The organism is Mesorhizobium sp. M4B.F.Ca.ET.203.01.1.1 (genome assembly GCF_004791025.1).
GTDB lineage: Bacteria > Pseudomonadota > Alphaproteobacteria > Rhizobiales > Rhizobiaceae > Mesorhizobium > Mesorhizobium abyssinicae.
In genome coordinates, this window is sequence record NZ_SRUO01000113.1 from 1 (window position 1) to 368 (window position 368).

Consider the following 368-nt stretch of genomic DNA (forward strand, 5'->3'; position numbering starts at 1 on the left):
GCGCAGGCCACGCACGCAGCTGCTTCTGCCCTTGCCTCCGGAGCCATTGCAGGTGGGCGGGCAGGGCATCGATGCGCCGCGGCTGATCGTGCGCGGCCCCTGGCTGTTGTTGCTCTGGCGTGAGGGCGGCAGGCGCCAGCGCCTGTTGTTCTGGCCCGATGTGCTCGATTCCGGGCAGCGACGTGAACTGCGACTGGCCGTGGCCGCACGCAGCGTTTCCCGTCGGGCCCGGTCAATGGCACCATAAGCTGAATTGACCGGCGTGCCTGCATGTTCAAACCCATTCCCGTGGCCATCGGCCTGCGCTACCTGCGCGCCAAGCGCCGCAACGGCTTCATCTCCTTCATCTCGATGGCATCGATCCTGGG

General features: G+C 67.1%; 1 protein-coding gene. It reads left to right on the forward strand.

Annotated features, from left to right (window positions below):
• A partial coding sequence (locus tag EN846_RS33880; protein WP_210236144.1) for a hypothetical protein occupies positions 1–247 on the forward strand: 247 nt, incomplete at its 5' end.
• Between the last annotated feature and the right edge of the window lie 121 nt (positions 248–368).